This window comes from Colwellia meonggei (genome assembly GCF_057537295.1).
This window is the reverse complement of record NZ_BAAJLZ010000001.1, coordinates 1,178,190-1,199,086: the sequence shown is the minus strand read 5'-3', so window position 1 is coordinate 1,199,086 and position 20,897 is coordinate 1,178,190. Positions and strand designations below refer to the sequence as shown.

Annotated in this window: 21 protein-coding genes; 5 read left to right on the top strand and 16 right to left on the bottom strand. The window is 37.8% G+C overall.

Annotated features, from left to right (window positions below; genetic code table 11):
• Window positions 1-271 precede the first annotated feature (271 nt).
• Window positions 272-1,120 (bottom strand): MBL fold metallo-hydrolase, encoded by an 849-nt coding sequence (locus tag AC27E9_RS05405; RefSeq protein WP_487127986.1) that lies wholly within the window; start codon window positions 1,118-1,120, stop codon window positions 272-274.
• Window positions 1,121-1,315: 195 nt separating this feature from the next.
• Between AC27E9_RS05405 and AC27E9_RS05400 the strand changes: the two genes are divergently transcribed.
• Window positions 1,316-2,104: a substrate-binding periplasmic protein gene (locus AC27E9_RS05400; RefSeq protein WP_487127984.1), complete on the top strand. Its 789-nt coding sequence runs from the start codon at window positions 1,316-1,318 to the stop codon at window positions 2,102-2,104.
• Between the two features lie 83 nt (window positions 2,105-2,187).
• Here the strand turns inward: AC27E9_RS05400 and dinB are convergent, their stop codons facing one another.
• The gene (gene dinB / locus AC27E9_RS05395; protein WP_487128306.1) at window positions 2,188-3,240 is read right to left on the bottom strand and encodes a DNA polymerase IV; all 1,053 of its coding nucleotides are present in this window, start codon (window positions 3,238-3,240) and stop codon (window positions 2,188-2,190) included.
• 227 nt (window positions 3,241-3,467) lie between these two features.
• On the opposite strand from dinB, the gene AC27E9_RS05390 reads away from it, so the two are divergent.
• Window positions 3,468-4,661: a HupE/UreJ family protein gene (locus AC27E9_RS05390; RefSeq protein WP_487127982.1), complete on the top strand. Its 1,194-nt coding sequence runs from the start codon at window positions 3,468-3,470 to the stop codon at window positions 4,659-4,661.
• Window positions 4,662-4,783: 122 nt separating this feature from the next.
• On the opposite strand, the gene nqrM is transcribed toward AC27E9_RS05390, so the two are convergent.
• The 14 genes from nqrM to AC27E9_RS05320 form a co-directional block, all read right to left on the bottom strand.
• Entirely contained in the window at window positions 4,784-5,005 is a 222-nt protein-coding gene (nqrM, locus tag AC27E9_RS05385; protein ID WP_487127980.1) for a (Na+)-NQR maturation NqrM, read from the bottom strand.
• An 80-nt stretch (window positions 5,006-5,085) separates the two neighbouring features.
• The gene (locus tag AC27E9_RS05380; protein ID WP_487127978.1) at window positions 5,086-6,102 is read right to left on the bottom strand and encodes an FAD:protein FMN transferase; all 1,017 of its coding nucleotides are present in this window, start codon (window positions 6,100-6,102) and stop codon (window positions 5,086-5,088) included.
• 293 nt (window positions 6,103-6,395) lie between these two features.
• Entirely contained in the window at window positions 6,396-7,619 is a 1,224-nt protein-coding gene (gene nqrF / locus AC27E9_RS05375; protein WP_487127976.1) for an NADH:ubiquinone reductase (Na(+)-transporting) subunit F, read from the bottom strand.
• A gap of 63 nt (window positions 7,620-7,682) precedes the next feature.
• Window positions 7,683-8,306 carry an NADH:ubiquinone reductase (Na(+)-transporting) subunit E gene (gene nqrE, locus AC27E9_RS05370; RefSeq protein ID WP_487080562.1) on the bottom strand — a complete coding sequence of 208 codons (624 nt, stop codon included), beginning with the start codon at window positions 8,304-8,306 and terminating at the stop codon, window positions 7,683-7,685.
• A gap of 5 nt (window positions 8,307-8,311) precedes the next feature.
• Window positions 8,312-8,935 (bottom strand): NADH:ubiquinone reductase (Na(+)-transporting) subunit D, encoded by a 624-nt coding sequence (locus AC27E9_RS05365; protein WP_487127974.1) that lies wholly within the window; start codon window positions 8,933-8,935, stop codon window positions 8,312-8,314.
• Window positions 8,935-9,714, bottom strand: coding sequence for a Na(+)-translocating NADH-quinone reductase subunit C (locus AC27E9_RS05360; RefSeq protein ID WP_487127972.1), 780 nt, complete (start codon window positions 9,712-9,714; stop codon window positions 8,935-8,937). Before AC27E9_RS05360 ends, AC27E9_RS05365 begins: the two co-directional genes overlap by 1 nt.
• Window positions 9,707-10,909, bottom strand: coding sequence for an NADH:ubiquinone reductase (Na(+)-transporting) subunit B (locus AC27E9_RS05355; protein ID WP_487127970.1), 1,203 nt, complete (start codon window positions 10,907-10,909; stop codon window positions 9,707-9,709). The genes AC27E9_RS05360 and AC27E9_RS05355 overlap by 8 nt, the downstream gene beginning before the upstream one ends.
• Window positions 10,910-10,911: 2 nt before the next feature.
• Window positions 10,912-12,249 carry a Na(+)-translocating NADH-quinone reductase subunit A gene (locus AC27E9_RS05350; RefSeq protein WP_487127968.1) on the bottom strand — a complete coding sequence of 446 codons (1,338 nt, stop codon included), beginning with the start codon at window positions 12,247-12,249 and terminating at the stop codon, window positions 10,912-10,914.
• Between the two features lie 500 nt (window positions 12,250-12,749).
• Window positions 12,750-13,940 carry an enoyl-ACP reductase FabV gene (gene fabV / locus AC27E9_RS05345; RefSeq protein ID WP_487127966.1) on the bottom strand — a complete coding sequence of 397 codons (1,191 nt, stop codon included), beginning with the start codon at window positions 13,938-13,940 and terminating at the stop codon, window positions 12,750-12,752.
• Between the two features lie 178 nt (window positions 13,941-14,118).
• Window positions 14,119-15,222 (bottom strand): TRAP transporter substrate-binding protein, encoded by a 1,104-nt coding sequence (locus AC27E9_RS05340; protein WP_487127964.1) that lies wholly within the window; start codon window positions 15,220-15,222, stop codon window positions 14,119-14,121.
• 4 nt (window positions 15,223-15,226) lie between these two features.
• Window positions 15,227-16,609 carry a TRAP transporter large permease gene (locus AC27E9_RS05335; protein WP_487127962.1) on the bottom strand — a complete coding sequence of 461 codons (1,383 nt, stop codon included), beginning with the start codon at window positions 16,607-16,609 and terminating at the stop codon, window positions 15,227-15,229.
• Window positions 16,610-16,611: 2 nt separating this feature from the next.
• Window positions 16,612-17,148: a TRAP transporter small permease subunit gene (locus AC27E9_RS05330; RefSeq protein WP_487127960.1), complete on the bottom strand. Its 537-nt coding sequence runs from the start codon at window positions 17,146-17,148 to the stop codon at window positions 16,612-16,614.
• A 208-nt stretch (window positions 17,149-17,356) separates the two neighbouring features.
• Window positions 17,357-17,680 (bottom strand): transcriptional regulator BolA, encoded by a 324-nt coding sequence (bolA, locus tag AC27E9_RS05325; RefSeq protein WP_487127959.1) that lies wholly within the window; start codon window positions 17,678-17,680, stop codon window positions 17,357-17,359.
• A 135-nt stretch (window positions 17,681-17,815) separates the two neighbouring features.
• A complete protein-coding gene (locus tag AC27E9_RS05320) occupies window positions 17,816-18,391 on the bottom strand; it encodes an alpha-ketoglutarate-dependent dioxygenase AlkB family protein (protein ID WP_487127957.1) in 576 nt (191 codons plus the stop codon).
• Window positions 18,392-18,502: 111 nt separating this feature from the next.
• On the opposite strand from AC27E9_RS05320, the gene AC27E9_RS05315 reads away from it, so the two are divergent.
• Genes AC27E9_RS05315 through AC27E9_RS05305 form a run of 3 tightly spaced genes read left to right on the top strand, consistent with a single transcriptional unit; the run spans window position 18,503 to window position 20,855 of the window.
• Window positions 18,503-19,642 (top strand): methyltransferase, encoded by a 1,140-nt coding sequence (locus tag AC27E9_RS05315; RefSeq protein ID WP_487127955.1) that lies wholly within the window; start codon window positions 18,503-18,505, stop codon window positions 19,640-19,642.
• Window positions 19,643-19,670: 28 nt separating this feature from the next.
• Window positions 19,671-20,240 (top strand): YajG family lipoprotein, encoded by a 570-nt coding sequence (locus AC27E9_RS05310; protein WP_487127953.1) that lies wholly within the window; start codon window positions 19,671-19,673, stop codon window positions 20,238-20,240.
• A gap of 33 nt (window positions 20,241-20,273) precedes the next feature.
• Complete coding sequence (locus tag AC27E9_RS05305) at window positions 20,274-20,855, top strand: peptidylprolyl isomerase (protein WP_487127951.1); 582 nt, start codon at window positions 20,274-20,276, stop codon at window positions 20,853-20,855.
• The last annotated feature ends 42 nt before the right edge of the window (window positions 20,856-20,897 follow it).

The window sequence follows — 20,897 nt, the reverse complement described above, 5'->3', positions numbered from 1 at the left end:
TTGCAAAGAATGGTTATTCCCTTGTTAAAATCAATAACGTAGCATAAATCGTTTTTAAACCAACCTTTTAGGCATATCAGAGGCACTTACTCTCTGTGTTGCAGCTAATTGAAAGGGAGCACCATTCCTGCTAGCTGCGCCTTGATATTAAGTCCCTGTGATCACACTGAAATCATGCATCTTGAAATGGAACGGGTATAGCTGAGTAAATAAAAAACCGCATTATTGCGTTTTTTTTGTTAAGGCTAAAAGTCTTAGGACAAGAATATCGTTATTTTAAGTCAGCAACTAAAGTCTTTAACCACTTTTCTTCAGTAATAAACGCCCAGGACAAATGTTGGTATTTTGCGCCAATACCTTCCGCTAAAATAGCTTCTTCTGATTTACCCGATGCCAATGCTTTGCTCACTTTATTAATACTAAACTCAATCATGCTAGCAAATGCAGCTAGACTTTCTTTATTCGTTAATTTGCCATGACCAGGAATAATAACAACATCATCAGGAGTATGCTCAAGCATATACTTAACACTCTTCAAATAGCCTTTTACACTACCACCGCTTTTTAAATCGACATATGGAAAGCCCACTTCAAAAAACAAATCTCCGGTATGTAATACGTTCGCTTGTTTAAAATAAACATAAGTGTCACCGTCGGTATGACCCTTAGGTAGGTGCGTTAATTGCACCTCTTCATTGTCTAAATGAATAGTAATACCGTCTTTATAAGTCACTACCGGTAAACTATCAACAGCATGCTCTGCCTTACTGCTTAAACGATTTCGTACATTTTCATGAGCAAAAATCGGCGCTTTATGAGAAAAGTATTTATTACTACCAGTATGATCGCCATGATAATGGGTATTAATCACATACTTTAACTTTTTATCTGCCAACCCCTTCATTGCGCCTTCAATTTTTTTCGCTAAAGGAGCGAACTTATCATCAACTAGTAACAGGCCTTTATCAGTTGCCAATACACCAATATTACCACCTGGGCCTTTTAGCATGTAAACATCACCAGCAGCCGCTTGAACTGTGATATCAGCGTCAGCCATACTTTGTGCGTTAGCGTTGATACTTAACAACATGGTGAATGCAATTAACGATTTTTTAAACATAATTTCCCCTATTCCAGTATTAGTTTCTATTTATTCGAACACTCTTAGTGTTTCTACAAAAGATTTGACCGCTTCAAGACCAAAGAATTACATAGATTACAGAGTTATTTTTGCTTTAAAATACACAATCATACTAATATATAACTATTCTCCAAGATATATTATCGAGATAAAATGAATCCAAGGTACTTTTCATTGTCCATTCAGTACTTTATTTTTTCCTTACTAGTATTAGCATGTGCGCAAATAAATAAGGTCTACTCAGCGACACCTGAATGTAAAAATAACTTGGTTTTATCAACCACATCCAACTGGTTTCCTTATATCTATAAAAGTGAAAATCAATTATATGAAGGCTTTGACCTTGCACTATTACGAGACATTTTAAATGAAATGGGCTGTAACTTAATTGTCGTGCAATACCCTGAGCGGCGCTCTCTATTTGAAATAAGTCAAGGACGATTTGATATTGGTTTAGGTGCGAGTAAAAATAAAGATCGTATTAAGCTGCACCATTACTCTTCTCCATATCGTCATGAAGTTAATCGTTTTGCCTATCGCAACAATGACATTGACATTGCGCAAACACAAAGCCTTCAAGATATTATCAAATTAAATAAAAATATTGCCATAAACCTTGCTGGCTGGTACGGAGAAGAACTAGAAGGGGCGAAGGCCGATTACAATAATTTCATTTTTAGCGACAGCATAACGAAACGATTAAAAATGTTATATTACGCGCGTGTTGATATTGTTGTTGATGACGAACTTGTACTGTGTAATGAGTTAGAGCGCTCTATCTACAAAGGCATGACTATTCACCCTCAAATACTATATGACACAAGCATTCACTTTATTTTTAATAAAAAAAATATATCCAGCCAATTCGTCATGCAGTTTAACGGAATTTTAGAACGAAAACGAAACGATGGTAGCTTAGCAGAATATTTTCATAGCAAAGGCACTAATAATTGCTTAAGTTGATATAGCCTCTCCAGTATTGAGTTTCTAATTTAATGCTAAATTCATGTCAAATAAATGCTCGTTGTTAACCAACCCAAAGTACATTAAAACAACGCTAATTGGTTTTGTTGCTCAATAGACTCCTTCACATTAAAACCTAAAGATAATCCAATTAAGCGTACTTTCCTATCATTAGATCTCGTCATTGCTTTTTGAAAAAGCTCAATAAAAGTATCGTAATGACAGACACTTGATTGTATATCCACGGTAGTTTGCTGAAAATCCGCAAACTTAATTTTAACCGTTTGTTTGTTAATAGCGCGATTTTTGTGTTTTTCTAGCCTTAACTCAAGCTTACCAAACAGTTCTTTCAACACCGTTAAACACTCTTCGACCGAGTCAATATCTTCAGCCATAGTTGTTTCTATTGCCAATGACTTTCTGACACGCTGAGTTTCCAATGCTCGATGATCAATACCAAAACTTCGCTGATATAATGAGTTAGCGAACTTGCCAACAATAGAGTGTAACTTTGCCACCGAGCTTGCCCTAACATCTGCACAGCTTTCAAAGCCAAACCGTTTTAATTTTTCGCTGGTTTTTGGCCCTATACCGGGAATTTTTTTCAACGGTAAATCTGTAACAAATTCACTAACATCTTGAGGTGATACCACACACTGGCCATTAGGCTTATTTTCATCACTCGCTATTTTTGCCAAAAACTTATTAGGCGCAATACCAGCGGAAGCCGTTAACTGAAGTTCGTTGTAAATATCAGCACGAATTTGTTTAGCAATTAAGGTAGCACTACCGTGACACGCGGTAGCATTTGTAACATCAAGAAACGCTTCATCTAATGATAACGGCTCAATTAGGTCGGTATAACGCAGGAATATTGCTCTAATTTGTGCAGAAACTTGCTGATAAACAGCCATACGGCCATTAACAATAATGAGCTCTGGACAGAGAACTTTCGCTTTTGAATTTGGCATCGCAGATCGAACCCCAAATGCCCTCGCTTTATAATTACAAGTGCAGAGCACACTGCGAGGTCCATTACCACCAACAGCAATTGGTACATCACGTAGATGAGGGTTATCACGCATCTCAACCGCAGCATAAAAACAATCCATATCAACATGAATTATTTTTCGAATCTGCTCACTGCTCAGCTCCACTAGCATTTCCAACAACAAATAAACTGTATATAAAAACAGTATACCGATATTGTTATTAAGAACAAGTTAACGGCTTTTATTGTGGCAAGCAGTTACTCCAAAAGTTAAGCAGATATTTACCTGCTATACAGAGCAAAGCTTTCTTTTACTTTAAGAATACGCTAATTTAGCCCGCCTTTAGTACGTATAAATTCAGGAACAAAGCGTTGAAGTCTGTCATCATTAAATGGATATTTTTATTTTCGTTATTTATTACTGCACTTGCGGGTAAAAATGCAGTTGCGCACAGTAACGACATCAGCACGGCCTATTTGGCCATTGAAAGTAACGAGCAATACCAGCTCACCATTACTGTTGACATTTTGCATGTCATAAAAAGATATCAACAGATCACGGGGGATGACGATGAGGCCATTGCAGCCTTAAAGCAATTGTCATTTAGTGAACAAAAAAAATTACTTGATGACCTTCACAATGATTTAGCACAGCAAACTAAAATTCAATTTCATCAAGCAGTGCAAGAAAACAATGAAACGTTAGCACAAGAATTTGATAGCTTCGTAAATGAACAATCAATCGAGCCACTGATTGGCTTATCATTGAGCCACTTTAAAGAGCTACTAGCTCAACCCAATACGACTAACTCGTCAGCCTCATTAAAGAGCAGTGGTAAAATACCAAATAGCAGTTCAGCGGTCGCTATTCGTTTTTCACCGCTATTTTCAGATGTGCAACTGACCTTTGCTAAACCGCGCCGCAGCTTAGTCACAAATAATAGCTATAGTAAAAACTTCCAGTTAAATAATAGCTCAGAGGTGAATAGTGCTTCTTCATCGGCAATAGCCGTTGCTACTGATTACATCGTCCAAGGTTTTATTCATATCGTACCGCGCGGATTAGATCATATATTATTTGTATTAGCACTTTTATTATTTGCTAAGCGAGCATCTACATTATTATGGCAAGTATCCGTATTTACTCTTGCCCATACCATTACTCTTGCATTGGGTATTTATGGTGTAATTACACTTTCAGGAGCCATAGTTGAGCCACTCATTGCGCTTTCAATCGCTTATGTAGCAATTGAAAATATTGTGCGAGCTAATAGCCCTACTCAAAGCCAAACTAGGTTGCCAATAATATTCGTATTTGGACTACTGCACGGCTTAGGCTTCGCCTCAGTATTACGTGATGTTGGACTACCTGAGTATCAATATGCCTTAAGCTTAATTTCATTCAACATTGGCGTCGAACTAGGTCAACTGTCTGTTATAGCTTTGGCATTTCTTGCCCTTTTGCCATTTATGAAAAAAGCTTGGTATCAAAGCAAACTTGTTAAGACATTGAATGTAGCGATTGCTGTAATGGCAATATATTGGCTATTTGAAAGGCTAATATAGGAAGTGCTAAAAGCTATGAGTAGTAATTGTGCTTGTGAAACTCGCATAATACTTTAAAGCTAAAAAAGATGAGCTAAGCTCACCTTTTTCTATATTTATAACATTAAAAATAATTACAATATCTAAATATTTTTTACGCTAATATCGCCAACTTCTAAAGCGGCTTTTCGTTCGCGCTCTTGACGTTTCTCACACGGATTATCGCAATCACAAGCCTTATCAATACCAACACTTGCTAAACCACCACAACTACCAGCAAGAGTTTTCTTTTGAAAAATGTACCCTACCGCCATTGCTATTACAATAACGAGAAAAAAACCTAAGGTAATTAAAAACATAGCCATAATGTATACAAACCTATTTATTACTTTTCAAAACGTGCTATTAAAATCACGTTTTCATAAATTATCTAAAAAGTGCAAACCTACTTAAGGTATTGCATGAATTTTACCGTGCTTTGCTCAACAAAGCCATGATCTGTTTTCGCAATAATGTAAACAGCAAGGTCGTTTTCTTCTGCAAACGCTAACGCTCGCTCCTCTCCCATCACCATCATTGCCGTAGATAAGCCGTCTGCTGTCATAGAAGAAGGGTGAATCACGGTTACAGAAACTAGCTTATGGTTAATAGGCTTGCCCGTATTTGGATCTATAATATGCGAAAATCGTTGACCTTCAGCTTCGAAATAAATTCGGTAATCACCAGATGTTGCTACTGCGTTGTCCTTCGGGACAATAATTTGTTGAACAGCCCTCTCGTTAGATAATGGTTTTTCAATAGCAACATGCCAAAGCTCTCCTGTATGTTTAAAGCCCTTGAGGCGCATCTCACCACCAATTTCAACTAAATAGTTGTGGATACCGTTGGCTTCAATAAGTTCTGCAACTAAATCAACTCCATAACCTTTAGCAATCGTCGATAAATCTACATAAAGTTCAGGGGTAGACTTACTTAAAAGACCATTATCGAAAGTTAGTTTGTCTAAACCTACTTTTGCTTTTGTTGCTAATAACAATTCATCGCTTGGCACCGTCTCAGGTCGGTAACCGGGACCAAAACCCCATAAATTAACTAATGGCCCAACGGTTACATCAAGAGCACCATCACTAAGCTTTCCTAAACGAATTGCTTCTTTAACAACTCGAGCTAAGCCATTAGAAACCTCAACTGGCTCAGGCGAACTTGATTTATTAAATAGTGACAACTCTGAATCGGCTATGTAAGTCGACATTTCTTGATTCAGCTGTTTTAGTGCAACATCAATATCTTGTTTTAATTTGCCAGCATTAAGGTTCTCTCCAACGACTTTAATATTATAAGTCGTCCCCATCGTGTTTCCTTGCAGGTGATATTCCTGACGAGCAAGATCATTACTCGGAAAGCAACCAACGAGTAGAAATATAACGATTGTTGCTAAAAAAAGTTTAACTCTATATTGCATAACAATATCCTTTATAAAATTTAATTTAGCTAAAACCACTGAATACCTTCAAAATCAGCAATAACTTTAGCTAAATTAAATAACGTTAATTCCCTAGACTATTCGAATAAAAATTATAAAGGCGACCGAAGTCGCCTTTTATTTTAGCTTAATAATTGACAAGCTCAGGTAGCTTTTCAGCTCGAGGCTAGTTCACTTTAGAGCAAAACGAAGGCGCGGAGTTGACGTTAGTCAATGAGCACCTTCAATGCCGCTATTAAGAGAAATAGCAAAGAGATAAAAGTTAACCTATATTAGCCGCCGAAATCATCCAACATGATGTTCTCATCTTCAACACCAAGATCTTTCAACATGTGAATAACAGCAGCATTCATCATTGGAGGACCACACATGTAGTACTCACAATCTTCTGGCGCTTCATGATCTTTCAAGTATTGCTCATGAAGAACATTATGAATGAAGCCAGTTAAACCGTCCCAGTTATCTTCTGGTTGAGGATCAGATAAAGCAACATGCCATTCGAAGTTATCATTATCAGCGGCTAAGCCGTTGTAATCATCTTCATAGAACATTTCACGAAGTGAACGAGCACCATACCAGAACGACATCTTACGCTTAGATTTAAGGCGTTTAAGTTGGTCAAAGATATGTGAACGCATTGGCGCCATACCAGCACCACCACCAATAAATACCATTTCAGCATCAGTTTCTTTCGCGAAGAACTCACCAAATGGACCTGAAATAGTCACTTTATCACCAGCTTTTAAGCTGAAAATATAAGATGACATTTTACCGGCAGGTAAATGTAAACGTCCAGGAGGCGGCGTAGCAATACGCACGTTCAGCATAATAATGCCTTCTTCTTCTGGGTAGTTTGCCATTGAGTATGCACGTAATGTATCAGTATCAACTTTCGATTCAACATCGAAGAAGCCAAAGTGATTCCAGTCGCCACGATATTGTTCATCGATGTCGAAATCGCTGTACTTAACATGGTGAGCTGGTGCTTCAATTTGAATATAACCACCAGCACGGAATGGTACGGATTCGCCATTAGGAATTTTAAGCTTAAGTTCTTTAATGAACGTTGCTTTGTTATCGTTAGAGATAACTTCACATTCCCATTGTTGAACACCGAAGATTTCATCTTCAAGTACAATGTCCATGTCTTGCTTAACAGCTACTTGACACGCTAAACGGCAACCTTCTTTCGCTTCACGCTTAGTAATATGACCTAATTCAGTAGGTAAAATATCACCACCACCTGAATGTACGTCAACACGACACTGACCACATGTACCACCACCACCGCATGCTGATGGCACGAAAATACCTTGGTCTGCTAGCGCGCCTAATAACTTGCCGCCAGCTGCTGTAGTAACCGATTTCTCTGGGTCACCGTTTATTGAGATTTTTACATCACCTGATGATACTAACTTAGATTTGGCAAATAAAATTACCAAAACAAGTGCAACAACAATTGCTGTAAACATCGATACGCCGAGAACTATTTCCATCGACTTTTCCTTAGCACTTATCTCTAGAGAACAATAAAGTTATTGCTCTCTGTATTAATCTTATTATAACGAAATACCACCGAAAGAAAGAAAGCCAAATGCCATCAATCCTGCAGTAATAAACGTAATACCCAAACCTTTAAGGCCATCTGGAACGTCAGAATATTTCATCTTTTCGCGTAGGCCCGCTAGTAAAACAATAGCTAATGCCCAACCGATACCAGAACCAATACCATAAACAACTGACTCACCTAACGTGTAGTTACGAGCAACCATAAATGATACCGCACCAAAAATAGCACAGTTAACTGTGATCAATGGTAAGAAAATACCAAGTGCCTGATAAAGCGCAGGGAAATATTTATCTAATACCATTTCAAGAATTTGAACTAATGCCGCAATCACACCAATAAAGGTAATGAATGATAAGAAGCTCAAATCAATCGATTCTTTCGGGTCGGTAATACCTAAAACGCTATCTAAAGCACCAGGTGCTAAAACAGCTTGGTATATTACTTGGTTAGCAGGAACAGCAATACCTAGTACTACAATAACTGCAACACCTAAACCAATAGCTGTATCAACTTTCTTTGAAACAGCTAGGAAAGTACACATACCTAAAAAGAAAGTTAGTGCGATGTTTTCGATGAAAATAGTTTTAACTAATAAACTTAAATAATGTTCCATTAGAGTTAATCCTTCTCAACTTGTGCTGGTTTCCATTGGCGAATAGCCCAAATGATCAAACCAATTAAAAAGAATGAACTAAACGGTAATACTAATAAGCCATTCGCTTGATACCAGCCACCATTTTGAATCAATGGTAAAATTTCAATACCGAATAAAGTACCAAAACCTAATAGTTCGCGGAAAAATGCTACAGCAATTAAGATTGCACCGTAGCCTAAGCCGTTACCGATACCATCCCAAAAACTTACACCAGGCTTTTCTTTCATAGCAAAAGCTTCAGCACGGCCCATAACAATACAGTTAGTAATAATTAAGCCAATGTATACAGAAAGCTCTTTCGATAATTGATACGAAAACGCTTTCAATACTTGGTCAACAACAATTACTAATGACGCAATAATCGCCATTTGTACGATGATTCGCACACTTGAAGGTATTTGATTACGAATAATCGAAATAAACAAGTTAGAAAATGCTGTTACTAACGTTACCGCTAATGTCATAACCAAAGCATTGGTCATTGAGCTGGTAACAGCTAATGCAGAACAAATACCTAAGACTTGTAAAGCAATTGGATTATTATCAACGATAGGTTTCGTTAATACTTTTTTAGCTTCTGAAGACATTAGTTAACACCTCCTGCACGATATTTAGTAACGAAAGGACCATAGCCTTCCTCACCAAACCAAAATTGTAATGTACGGGTAACACCGTTACTGGTAAGTGTTGCACCAGATAATGCATCTACGCCATGAATATCATTAGCTTTTGCACCACCTTTTACAAGATTCACTTTAGCAACACCGTTGTTATCGTAAATTTTCTTACCTGGCCACAATGCTTTCCAGTTAGGGTTCATAACTTCTGCACCTAAGCCCGGAGTTTCCTTGTGATCAGAATAAACAACGCTACGTATAGTATTTAAGTCTGACTCTAGGCCAACATAACCATACATCAAGTCCCATAAGCCTGAACCGATAATTGGTAATACAACAGTATTAACTTTACCAGATTCATTACGCACTAAGTAAACAACCGCGTCATGAGAGCGACGGTTAATACCGGCAATATCATTTTTTGGCTTGTCAGATTTACTTGCATCACGTGAATTACGACGTTCGTCAAATAGTTCAGGGTCACCTTCAATGAATTCACCTGAATTAAGGTCAATCATTTTAGCTTCAACAAACTTTTTGAAAGTCGCTTGAACGCTAGCTTTAGTACCGTCAGTTTCAGATAACAAACCTGCTGCTTCTAAAATTTTAGTTTGTTGATCAAGTAATTTATTTTCTACTTGTAGTGGCTTTAGCTGTACAGCAGAAATAGACACTAATGCAGCACAAACTAAACATACAGCGATTACAAAACCAACCGTTTTGCCAAATGTTTCTTTATTACTAGACATTGCGAGCAAGCCTCCGTTTAACATTTGCTTTTACTACAAAGTAGTCAAACAATGGTGCGAATAAGTTTGCGAATAAAATGGCAAGCATCATACCTTCTGGGAACGCTGGGTTTACTACGCGAACCAGTACAACCATGATACCAATTAAAGCACCAAACCAGTATTTGCCTGTATTAGTAAATGACGCCGACACAGGGTCAGTTGCCATAAACATCATACCGAAAGCAAAACCACCAGTAACTAAGTGCCAGTACCAAGGCATAGCAAACATAGCATTAGTCTCACTACCTATACTGTTGAACAGCAAAGAAGTTAAAACCATACCAGCAAACACACCTAACACGATACGCCATGAGGCTATACCTTTATAAAGGATGTAAGCACCACCAATAAAGATCATCGCCGTTGATACTTCACCAACAGAACCAGGAATTAAGCCCCAGAATGCATTCCACCAATCAGCGTTCATTGAATATTCAATTAAACCTTGATTAGCAGCACTTAATGCTGTTGCACCAGAGAAACCGTCAGCAGCAACCCATACTGCGTCACCTGAAATTTCACTTGGATAAGCAAAGAATAAAAATGCACGACCCGCTAAAGCCGGGTTTAAGAAGTTCTTACCAGTACCACCAAATACTTCTTTGGCAACAACAATACCAAAAGTAATACCGATAGCAGCTTGCCACAATGGAATCGTAGCTGGCAGGATTAATGCGAAAAGAATTGAACTAACGAAGAAACCTTCGTTTACTTCATGCTTACGAACACTCGCAAACAATACTTCCCAGAAACCACCAACAATAAATACTGTTGCATATATAGGTAGGAAGAACATGGCACCGTATAGCATCATACTAAACCAGCCTGAGTCAGCGGTTAAGCTGCCACCAACTAATTCAAATAGCCCTACTTGCCATGTATCAGGTAAAGAATAACCTGCTACTAAAGCTTCAGTCGCTTGGAAACCAATATTGTACATACCAAAGAACATGGCAGGGAAAACCGCTAACCATACTGTGATCATGATACGTTTAAGATCAATACTATCACGAACGTGTGTTTGACCTTTGTTTACTTGGCCTGGTGTGAATAAACCAGTTGCTACTGCTTCGTAAAGCGCGTACCAAGCTTCAAACTTACCGCCTTTTTCAAATTGCGGTTCGATATCTTCAAAAAACTTTTTCAAGCCCATGACTAACCTTCCTTCTCAATTGTGGTTAGGCAATCACGAAGGATCACACCGTAATCTGTTTTGCCTGGGCAAACAAACGTACATAATGCTAAATCTTCTTCGTCCAGCTCTAAGGCACCTAATTGCTGTGCACCATCGGTATCGCCGGCACATAAATCACGCAACAACATAGTTGGTAAAATATCTAAAGGCATAACACGTTCAAAGTTACCAATTGGTACCATCGCACGTGAACTACCATTAGTAGTAGTTGTCATATTGAACAACTTCTTAGGGAAGAAGTGAGACATATACGCACGCGTTACAGAGAACTTATTAGGGCCTGGGTACATGTAACCAATAAACTCTTTCTCTCTACCTTCTAGGATTAGAGATAATTGAGTATGGTAACGACCTAAATAGCCATGCACACCTGAAGCAACTGAGCCTAATAATAATGAACCAGAAACAACACGTAATTCACCTTCAAGACTTTCATTGGCTGTCAAATCGGCAGCACTTGCGCCTAACGTAGTGCGAATTAAACGAGGGTTCTTCGCAGCAGGACCCGCTAAAGAAACTACGCGATTGCTATCAAGTTCACCTGTGGTAAACAACTTACCAATAGCGATAACGTCTTGATAACCAGCGTGCCATGCAACTTTCTCAGCACTTACGGGCTTTAAGAAGTGCATATGAGTGCCTACTAAACCAGCAGGATGCTTACCAGCAAACTCATTCACTTTAGCTGTTGATGTAACCGCAATGTCAGCACCGGGTGCTTTACTTACGAAAACGTCACCTTCAGTTAAACGTGATAAAACGGCTAAACCGTTAACAAACGCTTCACTTTGCTCGGCGATAATTACCGCAGGATCAGCAGCTAATGGATTAGTATCCATAGCACTAACAAAGATAGCGACTGGGGTAGCATCTACAGCTGGAACTTTACTAAATGGACGTGTACGTAACGCTGTCCACATACCTGAATTTACCAGGTTAGTAACAACGTCTTCACGAGCAACTGAGTTAAGTTCATTGGCAGAGTAACTTGTAAACGTTTCTTGCTCATCGCCACCGACTTCGATAACAACAGATTGCAAAACACGCTTTTCACCACGGTTAATTTCTTTAACAACACCTGAAGCTTGAGCTGTGAATTTAACGCCAGGATTCTTTTTATCTTCAAAAAGTGCCTGACCTTTTTTAACGCTATCTCCAACCTTAACAAACATGGTTGGGCGCATACCCACAAACTCTTCACCTAATGTTGCAACGGTTTTGATGGACGGACCATCATGGATTACCTGCTGGGGGGCACCTACTACAGGAACGTCCAGACCTTTTTTTATTGTAATCATAAACACTTGCACTACTTTTGATGGGAGTATCAAAATCAATTATTTATTTACTTAACTGCGCTCAATGATTGCAAAACCCTTTCAAGTTAAGACAATTTAAAGCAGTTAAGTAACATAAATGATCGATTTCAGTGTATTTCAGCAAAATCCTAATTTGTAATTAGCAAATTAAGCTTCACTGGCTCTAGTTAAAATTTCTGGCGCGATTCTAGCACAAAATCACCTTTTTATTCTATGTTAAGCACGACAATAAATAACAATTTAGACGAATTATCTATAATTCGCGTAATTATCGAACAAAAACTTCTTTTATTGGCCGAAATATTCAACAATTTAGTATAAATGCTATTCAAAATTTACCTATTGACCAGAAATAATAAATAGCTTCTTTTATTTTGATTTAGCAATTAAGTTTGGTTTACAGAGATAAAAAAACCGACTTATTTGTCGGTTTTTTATCTTGGCTAGCTAAATTGCCAGCTAACTTAGATATTTTTCAATTATAGTAAATTATTGATTACTAACTCAGGGCTAACGTCGGCTTCATAATCAACGCCATCAACATTAAAACCAAACAGTTTTAAAAACTCGCCGTGGTAACTAACGTAGTCTGTAAGCTCGTCAATGGTATCAGTATCTACCGTATTCCAGATTTCAGTTACACGATCTTGAACACTGTCTTCTAGTTCTTTGTAATTTTGGAATAAACGTCCGCCGTCATCTAAACGCGGAGACTCGCCATATAAGTTTTCACGGAACAAATCTTGAATTTGCTCAATACAACCTTGATACGTACCATCTTCCTTCATAACTTTAAACATTGCCGAAATATATAATGGCATAATTGGAATAGCTGAACTTGCCTGCGTTACAACGGCATTTAATGAAGTAACATAAGCTTCACCTGAAAGTGCCTTAGTGCTTTCTTTGATTGCCAATGCAGCTCGGTCTAAGTCTTCTTTCGCACGACCAATCGTCGCATGACCATAAATTGGCCAAGTTAGTTTTTTACCGATATAAGTATAAGATGTCGTTTTAAAACCGTTAGCTAATACACCAGCTTCTTGAAGTGCTTTGATCCAAAGTTCCCAATCAGCGCCCCCCATGACATCAATGGTTCCTTGAATGTCAGCTTCAGACGCTGCTTCAACAGATACAGAGTCAATAATACGCTTAGAGGTATTTAAGTTTTTAGTAGTAACACTTTCACCAATTGGTTTCAGCGTAGAAGAGTAAACCTCACCTGTATCAGGATCAGTACGGCGAGGAGAAGCTAAACTGTATATCACTAAATCAATTTCACCTAATTCAGCTTTAATAGTTTCAATCGCTTTCGCTTTGATTTCATGAGAAAAAGCGTCGCCATTAATACTTTTCGACCAAATACCCGCTTCATCAGCAGCAGCCTGAAATGCAGCAGTGTTATACCAACCTGCAGAGGCAGTTTTCTTTTCCGTTGGCGGTTTTTCAAAGAAAATACCTAATGTTTTCGCATTATTACCAAAAGCAGCAGTAATACGTGATGCTAAACCGTAACCTGTTGATGCACCAATAACCAAAACATTTTTTGGCTTAGCAGTTGCTTGTGTTTGACTTTTAACATAAGCAATTTGCTCATTAACATGAGCAGCACAACCAGCTGGGTGAGCATTAGTACAAATAAAACCACGAATTTTTGGTTTAATAACCATAATGATACCTTCTTAATTTCACATTAACAGCCAAGTTAGCAACCAATATTATTGCTAATTTCTATTAGCTGACTTTGTGAATAAATTGATTTTGAAAACGAAATTGCCGACTAGTTTACTCTTGCTTTACGCATTAAGAGGTGCGACCAGTCGGGAAATTAATAAAATTTATGAAAAACTAGCGATTTTCATAATAAGACTGCAAAGTTAATTTGTTAAATTCACGCATTGAAGCGAGAAAATCGCTATATGATTGCCAAACCCGTGCAAAATCTTTATCTGCAGCAGCTTGCTCAGCCATTAACGTTTGTGTGTGTTGTTTCAATGTCTGCATAACTTCTGTTGGGAATTGACGTAATTGCACCTTATGTTCTTCAAGTAAAGTTTTTAAAGCGGCATTATTACGGGCATTATATTCTGCCAACGTTGACTCGTTAACAGCATTTGCTGCAACCTCAACAATTGCTTGTAGATCAGTAGGTAGCTGATCAAATGCTTTTTGATTAATTAGAAACTCTAACCCTGTACCTGGCTCATGCCAAACGGAAGAATAATAGTAATCCGCAGCTTGGTAGAAGCCAAACGCTAAATCATTGTATGGCCCTACCCACTCGGTGGCATCGATAGCGCCACTTTGTAGGGCAGAAAATATTTCACCACCAGTTAACGTTACAGGAATAGCGCCCGCACTTTTTAACACTTCACCTGCGAGCCCAGGAATACGCATTTTTAACCCCTGTAAATCATCAACCGAATTGATCTCTTTCTTGAACCAACCACCAAACTGAGCACCAGAGTTCCCTCCTGGTAATGGCTTAATACCAAAAGGCTGATACAATTCTTGCCAAAGCTCCATACCACCACCGTAATGCAACCACGCATTGAACTCTGTTGCAGTCATGCCAAAAGGAATAGCACTAAAAATAGGTGATGCTGGAATTTTTCCTTTCCAATAATAAGAGCCGCTATGGCCCATTTGTACAGTACCTTGAGAAACGGCATCAAAAACTTCAAAACCAGGAACTAACTCACCCGCACCATAAACTTTAACTGTTAAGCGACCATTGCTCATCGCATTAACTTGCTTAGCAAATTTTTCAGGCGCCATTCCTAGGCCAGGAAAGTTTTTCGGCCAAGATGTGACTAGTTTCCAAACAAACTTCTCTTGCTTGGCTTGTGATTGAGTGCCTTTTTCGGCTGACGTTTTATTTTCACCACAGCCAGCTAAAACAACACTTAGTAACATTAATGCCGTTAAAGAATGTATTAGTTTTTTTATCATATTTCTATCCGTAAATTACATTAGGTAACCAAGTCACTAAACTTGGCCAATAAGCTAAAGTACACAATAATATTAACTGTATAATAATAAAAGGAATAACGCCTTTATATATTGCAGACGTTGCCACTGTTTTATCTGCAACACCACGCAAATAGAATAATGCAAAACCAAAAGGAGGTGTTAAAAATGACGTTTGTAAGTTCACCGCAATCATAATACCTAACCATATAGGATCAAGCCCCATAGCAAGTAATACAGGGGCTACAATAGGAACAACAACAAAAGTTATTTCAATAAAATCTAAGATAAAGCCAAGTAAAAAAATCACTAACATGACAATAAGCGTGGCACCAACAACACCGCCTGGCATTTGTTGAAAAAGCCCGTGTACTAATTCTTCACCACCAAAACCTCTAAAAACTAACGAAAATAAACTAGCTCCTATTAAAATTAAAAATACCATTGAGGTAATTTTAACCGTGGTTTGTGTCACAGCAATTAGGTTTTCTTTTGATAATTGCCTATTAAACAACGCTAAAAGTAATGCGCCTGTAGCCCCTACACCTGCAGCCTCGGTTGGTGTTGCATAACCAAACAAAATTGAACCAAGAACTGCAAACATTAATAACAGTGGCGGCAGCAGGGCTGAAATTAAGGTTAATAATGAAAGTTTTTCAACCGTGTTTTCATCGCTTGATTCAACTTTATTAGGGATAGCACTAGGCTGAAATATCGCAACCAAAATACAATACAAAATATAAAACAATACCAAAATTAAACCTGGTACGACCGCCCCTGCGAACAAATCACCTACAGATACCGTTTTTGGATTAAATATTCCCATGGTCAACTGCGCTTTTTGGTAAGCACTAGAAAGTACATCCCCTAGTAATACCAAGGCAATTGATGGCGGAATAATTTGACCAAGTGTGCCAGTAGCACAAATAATTCCGGAGGAAAATGCCGGACTATAGCCACGCTTTAGCATGGTAGGTAAAGATAGCAAGCCCATAGTGACTACAGTAGCGCCGACAATGCCAGTACTTGCAGCCAATAACATGCCGACTAAGGTCACAGATATTGCTAATCCCGCATTAAACTTGCCAAATAATAATGCCATGGCGTTAAGTAGATTTTCAGCAATTTTTGAGCGCTCTAACATTGCCCCCATAAAAACAAAAAGTGGCACGGCCAATAACGTTTGGTTATTGAGTACACCATAAAGACGATTAGGAAGTGCATGCAGAAATGCCATCTCAAAAACGCCACTACCGATGCCAATACCGGCAAAAATAAGGGCAACACCAGCTAGAGACAGTGCAACCGGATAACCAAATAACAATACAATACAGACAGCAAGGAACATTAAGATAGAGATATATTCCATTGTTAACTTCCTTGTTCGCTTTGAACGTGTGGATTACTAATGACGAGAAAATTACGTAATACTTCTGCTATTCCTTGGCAAATCAGAGTGATTGCTAATGCTAAAATGAGCGTTTTATTTACATAGACTAACGGCAAGCCACCGGCTTCTGAAGAGCGCTCTAAAACTTGCCAAGCAGCCAACACATAATCAATGCTAATAAAGAAAATAAAGATACACACAGGTAGCAGCAAAGTTAAGCCACCAATAAGATTAACCCAAGCTTTTTGTTTTACAGAAAATCTTTGATAAAAAATATCAACACGAACATGGCCATCATGTTTTAGCGTATACCCTGCGCCTAACATAAATACCACACCATGAAAGTACAATACCGACTCTTGCATGGCAACCCAGCCAAGGTTAAAGCCATACCTTAAAACCACTATGGTAAAGGTCAATAAAACCATCACCAGTGTTAACCACGCAATAAGTTTACCTAGCGCTTCAGTCATTGCATCTATAATGTTTACTAGCTTACTAGCAATATTTAACAACATAGCTATTCCATTTATTTTTATTCTTATTTGAAATGTCTCTGAAAACAACTTCATCACTGACATTAAGCTTACAGGTTGCACACTGCTCACATGCAGCATTTGGCAACGTATTGTCTGTATATAAAAACACCGTTAATAAATATTAACGGTGTTTAATTTTAAAACGATAATATCATAACGATATCTTGTGCAGAGATACACGAAAAGTTTACCCCGTTTTTTTACTGCCTCCTAAGCAGTTTGGCGATAACGGTGTATTCTCAGCATAGTAGTTCTGCCACTCTTTCTCAGTGTACGTGTGCAATGCTAAAGCATGAATTTTCTCAGCTAATTCATTTGCCAATATTGAATTAATAGCACGATGACGCTTAATTAAACGCTCACCTTCGAAATCTTCTGACACAATAATCACCTTAAAGTGTGATTCGCTACCCGGTGCGACATTGTGCATGTGGCTTTCATTAATGACATCTAGGTGAATGGGTGAAAAAGCAGAAAGTAATTTTTCTTCGATTACAGCTTCTATTGTCATATTATTTTCCCTGAGTTTGATCTGTTATAGATCACTATTAATTTTAGTCATTGTCGGTAATTATGCCATCTATCTAGAAGTCTGGCCGCACAATTTTTATATTTTTTACGCTTTTTTATTAAGGTTGGCTTAGCGCTAATATAGCACCTTCCTAAAAGTAAGATTGATACGTGGCATTATATTTCTACTTCTTTTTGGAATGCAGTGCTGCCAATAGTGCTGCGTAGTGCCACGCATAATAAGTAAGCTACCTGGCGCTAATGCTAACGTCACTTTTTCTTTAGTCTTAATATGTTTAAGTTGAAAATCTCGTTCTGCACCTAAAGATAATGATGCAATAACTGGGTTAGTACCAAGCTCTATTTCATCATCACTATGCCAACCAACGCTGTCGCTTTGGTTTCGGTATAAATTCGCCAGCACCGCATTAAATCCATGCTGGCTATACTCACTGATTTTGCGCTGTACTTGCCTTAAAATTGGTGTAAGAGCTTGTGACTCAAGCGTCATATTAGAATATCGATAACTTAAATCATTATCACTGTACCATGCTTGTAATCGAGGGATTTTTATCCGTTTACCGAACATAAGAATATCATCATGTCGCCACAATAATTTTTGGTGTAAATCATTAAAGAGTAAACTAGCCTGCTCAGCATTATAAAAATTACTCACATATTCGATATCAGCGTCGGGTAATGTTATTTTCACAATGCTTAAACCCTACATTAAAATAAATATTTCCTTAAATTTACCTTAGTTCTAGCCCGTAGTGGTAAATTTTGACACAATATCCGCCACGCCAACTAGATTTAAACAGCTATGATCAGCCCTTTTATTATCAATGACAAAAATCTATTTCTAGATAGGTTTCCAACAGGCCAAGTTAATCGAAGCTTACAAGCTTGGGATGCCGCCGATGAATACATCATTAATTACCTAACGCAAGAACAACTCGCGACATCTGAGAAGAAAATACTCATTTTCAATGATAATTTTGGTGCTCTTAGCTGTAACTTATCTCAACACCAACTATTTTGTGTTAACGACTCCTTCTTAAGTCAACAAGGAATCAGCCATAATTTAGAGCAAAATGGATTATCAGGTAAAAATATTACCCTGTTAACAAGCCTAGATGAATTACCAACAAATGTTGATATTGTGCTGTTTAAGATTCCAAAAAGTAAAGGTTTACTTAGTTTCCAGTTGAGCCAAATTAAACAACAGTTAACTAACGATGTTACTTTTATTGCTGGTGATCGCGCGAAGGAAATTCATAGTTCAACATTACAAGTATTTGAAAACTACTTAGGTACAACTAAAACATCATTAGCAGTAAAAAAAGCACGCTTAGTATTTAGCCAACTTGATAATAACAACGCTATTACCGCCAAATTTCCCACTCAGTGGTCTCTGGAGAATACCGAATTTACGATCAGCAATCATGCAAATGTTTACGCTAGAGAGAAATTAGATATTGGCGCTCGTTACTTTATACAAAATTTACCTAAAATTAGTGCCGGCAGCAAAGTTATTGATTTAGGCTGTGGCAATGGCGTTATTGGCTTAAGTGTACTGTCAAAACAACCTGAAGCTGATGTGCACTTTGTTGATGAGTCTTTTATGGCTATCGCCTCAGCTAAAAGCAATATTACTGAAAACCTCCCTGAAGTAATTGAACATTGTCAATTTCAAGTTAATGATTGCTTAACCAGTGTCGAAGGTGGCAGTGTCGATTTAATTTTATGTAACCCACCGTTTCATCAGCAAACGGCCACTACAGATCATATTGCATGGCAAATGTTTAAAGATAGCCATAGAGTGTTGAAAAAAGGCGGTGAGCTACGCATCATAGGCAATAGACAATTAGCCTATCACATAAAATTAAAAAGAATTTTTGGTAATGAAAAGCTTGTTGCAAGCAATGAAAAATTCGTTACTATTTCAGCAATAAAGCGCTAATAAAATTTATCTTATTTAAGGTATAAAAATGCAATCTAGATTTTTAAAAGTCTCAGCCGTGACTTTATCTTTACTACTTACAGCGTGTAGTACACCAATTAAAAACGTTATTGTTAACCCTGAATTGCTTGCAACAAACAATAATGCCTATCAACAAAAACAAGCACAGATTAGCTTTACCGATTTACGTCGCGCTAATCATGTTGTGCAAGTATTGCGAACTAATGAAGCGGCAGAGTTATACTCTCCACAAGAGCCTTTAGTCAGTATTATTAATTCAGCGCTATCAGCTGGATTCAAAGCAAATAGCTTACAGCTTCAGCCATTAGCAGCGAATCAATTTGAAATTATTATTGATAACGCCTTAATTAGTGTTCAACAAGAATTAGTTAAATACAAAGCGCACAATGAAATTCAAATTCGCGTTATTGCAAAAAATGGCCAAAAAACCTTAACTAAAACCTTTAAAATAACGGGAGATAGCAACGGTCCATTTAAGGCTGACATTGCTGTTTTAGAAAGAGATTTTAATCAGCAATTGACTAAGCTTTTAACACAAATTACGCAGAACAAAGAGTTACAGCAGTTTGTTAACTAGAAACTCACGCAGATACATTGATGGATAAAAAACATGAGAATCATTTCACTTTTATTGCTTTTATTAACACTTAGTGTTGGCGCGAATGAGTCAAAAATCGACCCCGACAACTTATTTCCACAGGTAAAGTTGGAAACATCAATGGGAGTTATTATTGTTGAATTAGATCGTGTTCGTGCGCCTATTACCGTTGATAACTTTTTAACTTACGTTGTGAACGGTGAATACGACAATACAATATTTCACCGCATCATGCCCGAGTTTATTGTTCAAGGTGGCGGCTATACTGAAGATTTCGAACTTAAAAAAGTCAACGAAAGCATCATCAATGAATCTGGAAACGGCCTTAAAAATGAAATTGGTACTATTGCAATGGCGAAAGAAAACCGTCCCCATACCGCTAATAGACAGTTTTTTTTCAATGTTGCAGACAACAGCAGTTTAGATCCGGGACGTCGTTGGGGTTATGCTGTTTTTGGAGCCATCACAGAAGGCGAAGAAGTTATTGAAGCAATGTCGAAAGTAGAAACAGATTATAATGATGAAATGTCATGGGAAGATGTTCCTACCAAACCTGTTCTATTAATTAAAGCGACTTTATTACCCGCCACCTAAAAACATATTGATTATTTCAAGTAACATTAAGTGTATTAGCAA

What these genes read in the sequence shown, in the direction of transcription:
- AC27E9_RS05405 (WP_487127986.1), bottom strand. Translation starts at nt 1,120, where the DNA reads ATGTTTAAAAAATCGTTAATTGCATTCACCATGTTGTTAAGTATCAAC.
- nqrM (WP_487127980.1), bottom strand. Translation starts at nt 5,005, where the DNA reads ATGGCTATGTTTTTAATTACCTTAGGTTTTTTTCTCGTTATTGTAATA.
- AC27E9_RS05380 (WP_487127978.1), bottom strand. Translation starts at nt 6,102, where the DNA reads ATGCAATATAGAGTTAAACTTTTTTTAGCAACAATCGTTATATTTCTA.
- nqrF (WP_487127976.1), bottom strand. Translation starts at nt 7,619, where the DNA reads ATGGAAATAGTTCTCGGCGTATCGATGTTTACAGCAATTGTTGTTGCA.
- nqrE (WP_487080562.1), bottom strand. Translation starts at nt 8,306, where the DNA reads ATGGAACATTATTTAAGTTTATTAGTTAAAACTATTTTCATCGAAAAC.
- AC27E9_RS05365 (WP_487127974.1), bottom strand. Translation starts at nt 8,935, where the DNA reads ATGTCTTCAGAAGCTAAAAAAGTATTAACGAAACCTATCGTTGATAAT.
- AC27E9_RS05360 (WP_487127972.1), bottom strand. Translation starts at nt 9,714, where the DNA reads ATGTCTAGTAATAAAGAAACATTTGGCAAAACGGTTGGTTTTGTAATC.
- AC27E9_RS05355 (WP_487127970.1), bottom strand. Translation starts at nt 10,909, where the DNA reads ATGGGCTTGAAAAAGTTTTTTGAAGATATCGAACCGCAATTTGAAAAA.
- AC27E9_RS05350 (WP_487127968.1), bottom strand. Translation starts at nt 12,249, where the DNA reads ATGATTACAATAAAAAAAGGTCTGGACGTTCCTGTAGTAGGTGCCCCC.
- fabV (WP_487127966.1), bottom strand. Translation starts at nt 13,940, where the DNA reads ATGGTTATTAAACCAAAAATTCGTGGTTTTATTTGTACTAATGCTCAC.
- AC27E9_RS05340 (WP_487127964.1), bottom strand. Translation starts at nt 15,222, where the DNA reads ATGATAAAAAAACTAATACATTCTTTAACGGCATTAATGTTACTAAGT.
- AC27E9_RS05335 (WP_487127962.1), bottom strand. Translation starts at nt 16,609, where the DNA reads ATGGAATATATCTCTATCTTAATGTTCCTTGCTGTCTGTATTGTATTG.
- AC27E9_RS05330 (WP_487127960.1), bottom strand. Translation starts at nt 17,148, where the DNA reads ATGTTGTTAAATATTGCTAGTAAGCTAGTAAACATTATAGATGCAATG.
- bolA (WP_487127959.1), bottom strand. Translation starts at nt 17,680, where the DNA reads ATGACAATAGAAGCTGTAATCGAAGAAAAATTACTTTCTGCTTTTTCA.
- AC27E9_RS05315 (WP_487127955.1), top strand. Translation starts at nt 18,503, where the DNA reads ATGATCAGCCCTTTTATTATCAATGACAAAAATCTATTTCTAGATAGG.
- AC27E9_RS05310 (WP_487127953.1), top strand. Translation starts at nt 19,671, where the DNA reads ATGCAATCTAGATTTTTAAAAGTCTCAGCCGTGACTTTATCTTTACTA.
- AC27E9_RS05305 (WP_487127951.1), top strand. Translation starts at nt 20,274, where the DNA reads ATGAGAATCATTTCACTTTTATTGCTTTTATTAACACTTAGTGTTGGC.